We start from the raw sequence: 4,448 nt of genomic DNA on the forward strand, positions 1-4,448 counted from the left end.
GGGTTGCGTCCGGTTGGGGAGGGCCAGAGAGGGGGGCTTACACCTGTGAGGCAGCTAACCGAGTGCAATCCAATGCGTTACAGGGGAGTTGAACGCTGAACTGCTAAAGTCCTGTTCGAATCCCTGATGGGCGAATCCACTTCGCACGGAGGATTCGTGCTACAATTCAAGCTGGCACGCCGGGGACGAAACCCACCGAGGAGGGAAAGACGATGCGAGGAAGTCTGCTCGCTCTTGCCCTGCTGATTCTCGCGACGGCGGCTCTGTCCGAAGTCCGGATCGACCCCAGACTGGATTACCTTCTCAGGCTCCGCCAGGAAGGTCAGTCCGCGCCCCAGGGCCCGCCGGCCCAAGACCTTCCCGACCCAACCGTTCCCGGGAGACTCGACGCTCTCGCGCCCCGCTTGGCGGCAGAGGAGAAGTTCGCCGGGTCCGTGCGATTCACCGCCGCGCCCGGCGCGGAGGAGATCGAGGCGCTTCGCGCGCTCGGCGTCGAGTTCTACGACTTCGGCCGCGGAGCCGCGGGCAGTCGCACGGTCTATCCGGCGGAGATCCCGTTCGACGCGCTCCCGGAGGTCGCGCGACACGGAGGCGTGGCCGCCGTCGAATGCTCCTGGCGGCCCGGCGCGCCGCCTCCTCTGGCGCGGAGCCGACCCCAGGTCGAGGCCGACCTGGCCTGGCAGGTCGAGGACGCCTACGGAGAGCCCCTCTCGGGTGAGGGGGTTCTCGTCTGCGACCTGGACACCGGGGTGCTCTACTACCATCCCGCATTCTTCAAGCTGGACGGCAACAGCTACAACTGGATCGACGTGGACGGCAACGGCGCTCTGAGCACGGGCGACGTCGTGGATCTGGACCGCAACGGCCTTCCCGGCGCCAACGAGCGCCTGCGCTACCACGAGGCCGCGGGGACCAGCGGCTACGGCAATGCGACCGGATACGACCCCAACTTCGACTTCCTCTATAATGACGCGAACAACAGCGGCGGCCGCAACTACGGGCCTCCCGCGTACGGCGAGCTGAGTCCCTGCTACGGCGAGGTCTACTTCCTCACCGACGACGCCAACAGCAACAATGCTTCCTCAAGAGGTTGACAAAGTGCCATTTTCTGGACTAGCGTGAAGGTATAGCACACTGACAACGCGCTCACCCACCCAAACACAGAAAGGGGGCAGGCGATGAGTCGGCTCATATTGCTTTTCCTGAGTTGCGCGACGCTCCTCAGCCTTTCACTTGCACCTTGGCCTGTCCAAGCAGCCGGGTGCAAAGACCAGGACTGGTGCTTCGAGGCCGAAAAGCTTTCGTTTCGAATCGTCGATAACGAAATCACGATCGACATTCTGCGCCAAATGGAAACGGTGCAGGATGTCTCGCTCCTCATCAACTACCTACTCGAGCACCCGGCCCGCCTCTACGTCGGCTGGATTCGACCGACTCCAGACATGCACTCGGTTCAAGTTGACTGGAACGTCGGACTTCACCTCAAGAACGAAGAAACCGTCTGGGCCGAGAAGTGGTTCGTCGGTCAGAAGTTCGGACCAAGCATCGCCTACGACCCTATGAGTCTGAAGCTCTTCATTCCCGGCGCAGCCGAGACGAGTCGCGGGGGAAAGTCCTTCATCGTCGTTCTCGCCTTCCCTGAATCAGCGCCGAGCGGCCTGCAGTGGAAGCAAGGTCAGGTTGAGTCCCTCTCGGTTCAGATGCCCAGCCAGCAGGCTTCGCGTATCGAACCGAAGGTAGAGGGACCCTAAGAGGTTCTGCGACACGACAATCAGTCAGACAGAATGGGCTGTCGCAGAAAACCGGCAGTCGACGAGACTGCCACGGAGGTCCTCATGAAGAAGTTCGTTGTTCCTCTCGTCGTCCTGGTGCTACTGATCTTGCCGGGGTTTGTTCCGCAGATCAGTCTGACGCCGACCGGCCAGTCGCCCACGACGACCGCGGTCAACATCCCCCTGGGTAACGTGGAGATCTCCATCACGCCTGGGGGCGACGCCCTCGCCTGGAACCTGATCTACGAGCTTTGCAGGCTCCAGGTGCCGGGCATGTGCGACCTCTACTGGCACGGCCAGAGCGAGGATTGGTGGGACTAGGCTCGTTCGCCGGACCGCACACAGGCCGCTGGAGATTCTCCAGCGGCCTGCTTTCTTCCTTTGAAAAATTATTCCTCAGTTACCGTATAGGTCGAGATGGACACGGATGTTTTTCCATCACTCTCCCCAGCCGTCACCGTCACGGTTCGGTTTTCCTTCTCGGCAACCAGCGAATAGCTTCCGGAAATATTCATTGTCGACGTTATATTCCACGAGCTGGATGTCGGCGAGCGTGTCCTCAGTCTTGGGGAATCGAAGATCCGCGCCATCTATAATCGCAACGGCAACATCCACAGGCGCGGAGTCAATCTGCTCCAATCGGAGATGGATTACTGGGGCCATGGCACCCCTGTCACAGGCATCGTCGGAGGAGGCTGGCCAAGGCTCAACGTCATGAGCGGCATCGCGCCCGGAGTCGAGTTCCTCCACTCCAACAGCGACTACTATGCCGAGCCGCCGTTTCTCGTTCCAATTGAGGCGCGCCTGGCCTGGGCACAATCGGAAGGCGCCCACGTGATTCTGATCGAGGATGGGGAGTGGATCTGGGAGTACATGGACGGATCGTCCAACACGGAGATCATGCTGAATGAACTCGCCGAGGCCGGGATGATCATCGTCGTGCCCGCCGGCAATCTCGCCACGGGCAACATGCACACCTCCTTCCTCGGCGCCCAAGGGACATCGCTCACGACCTCGGGAGCCTCTGTCATCTGGATCTCCTTCCTCTGGGAGCCCCTGGCCGCGCCCGTCTCGATCGCGATGACGCCGCCCGGAGGCGCTCCCATCGCCGTGCCCACGGACGGCAGCACAGCCGTGAGCCAGGGCTTGCGCACGTATGGCCTGCGCAGCCAGTCCGGGAGAGGCACGTTCCGTCAGGACATCCGGATCAGCACCGACCCCGAGGGAGGCAACGTCGCCGGGCCCCTTGGCTTCGCGTTCGGCGGCATCCCGGGGTCGACCGTTCACGGCTTCTTCTGCGACAACATCTCGGGCTGGTACTCCCCGAATCGCTGGGCGGTCGTGGATCAGACTCGCACCGTCACCTGGCCCGCGACGGCCGATTCGGCCATCAGCGTGACCGCTTACAATCCTGCGAACGACGGAGACCTGGACGGCTATAGCGGCTGGGGCCCTCGCATCGACGGCCGCCCCGATGTGGACATCGCCGCTCCCGGATCGGGCGTGGTCAGCACACACTACTCCACGCCGGGGAACTACACCGGCTTCGGCGGGACCAGCGGGGCGGGGCCCCATGTCGTGGGAGCGGCCGCCCTGCTCAAGCAACTCCTCCCGAATCTTGACAACGGCAAGTGCCGGCGTCTCCTTCGACAGGCGGCGGGTCAGGATCAGTACACCGATGATCCCGATCGCTGGGGAGCGGGCAAGCTGCGCATCTACGGCGCCGTCGAGGCGGCCCTTGCGGATGCGGCTGATCACTCGCGATTCCCCGAGCTGGCGCTGGCGGCCGCGCCCAATCCATTCGTCTCCCAGGTCGCCTTGCGCTTTCATCTGCACGGTGACGAACCCGCGACCCTTCGCGTCTTCTCGGCGGAAGGGCGACAGGTGTGGAGCCGCCGCATCGAAGCGGGAGGCGCCGGCCGGCGCGAGCTGAGCTGGGACGGGAAGAACTGGCGTGGTCTGCCAGTCGCTTCGGGACTCTACTTCGCCCATCTGCGTCAGGGGGAGCGCTACGCGGCCGTGCGCTTGACCTTGCTCAGATAGCCGCCGCCCCTTGAGGGCATTCGGCACGCGGGCGTATGGTGTGACGGCGAGCGAACCGATCGGAGGCCCGCCATGAATCGCCTGCTGTTTCTGTTGTCCGCGCTCCTGGCGCTGCATGGGGGAGCGTGCCCCCCGGCCTCGCGGGGACTCGAGTACCAGACCTCGGCATATTGGGCGCACGCCGGCGGCGTGGAGATCGTCGGGCAGTACGCCTACTGCGCCTATCAGAACGGCTTGATCATCCTGGATGTGTCCAAGCCGGGCGCGCCGGTCGAGACCGGCCGCGTCTACTGCGCGGGCGAGGGATGGGATGTCGATGTCTGGGGCGACCATGCTTTCCTGGCCGATGGCGTCTCCGGCCTCCAGGTGATCGACGTGTCCGACCCTTGCCGCCCATCGATTGTGGGCCGCTACGAAACGACGGGAACAGCCGCGGGGATCGAGGTGGTCGACGGCCACGCCTACCTCGCCGATGGACCGGGAGGCGACAACGGACTGATCATCCTCGATGTCACGAAGCCCGCCGACCCGCGGTTCGTGGGCCGGTTCGTTTCGAGCGGCATGTGCGGGTCTGTCACGATCGCGGGCAAGTACGCATACATCGGAGAGGTCTTTCTGGGGCTGGAGATCGTC

The 4,448-nt window shown here is 63.8% G+C and carries 5 protein-coding genes; all 5 read left to right on the plus strand.

The window, feature by feature from the left end; translation table 11 throughout:
* Positions 1-212: 212 nt before the first annotated feature.
* On the plus strand, positions 213-1,094 hold the full coding sequence (locus FJY88_12175; GenBank protein ID MBM3288091.1) for a hypothetical protein: 882 nt from the start codon (positions 213-215) through the stop codon (positions 1,092-1,094).
* A gap of 84 nt (positions 1,095-1,178) precedes the next feature.
* Complete coding sequence (locus FJY88_12180) at positions 1,179-1,751, plus strand: hypothetical protein (GenBank protein ID MBM3288092.1); 573 nt, start codon at positions 1,179-1,181, stop codon at positions 1,749-1,751.
* Positions 1,752-1,835: 84 nt separating this feature from the next.
* On the plus strand, positions 1,836-2,093 hold the full coding sequence (locus FJY88_12185; protein ID MBM3288093.1) for a hypothetical protein: 258 nt from the start codon (positions 1,836-1,838) through the stop codon (positions 2,091-2,093).
* 324 nt (positions 2,094-2,417) lie between these two features.
* Entirely contained in the window at positions 2,418-3,815 is a 1,398-nt protein-coding gene (locus FJY88_12190) for a hypothetical protein (protein MBM3288094.1), read from the plus strand.
* Positions 3,816-3,887: 72 nt separating this feature from the next.
* Positions 3,888-4,448: hypothetical protein (locus FJY88_12195; protein ID MBM3288095.1), on the plus strand; the 561-nt coding region annotated here is incomplete at its 3' end.

The organism is Candidatus Eisenbacteria bacterium, from assembly GCA_016867495.1.
GTDB lineage: Bacteria > Eisenbacteria > RBG-16-71-46 > CAIMUX01 > VGJL01 > VGJL01.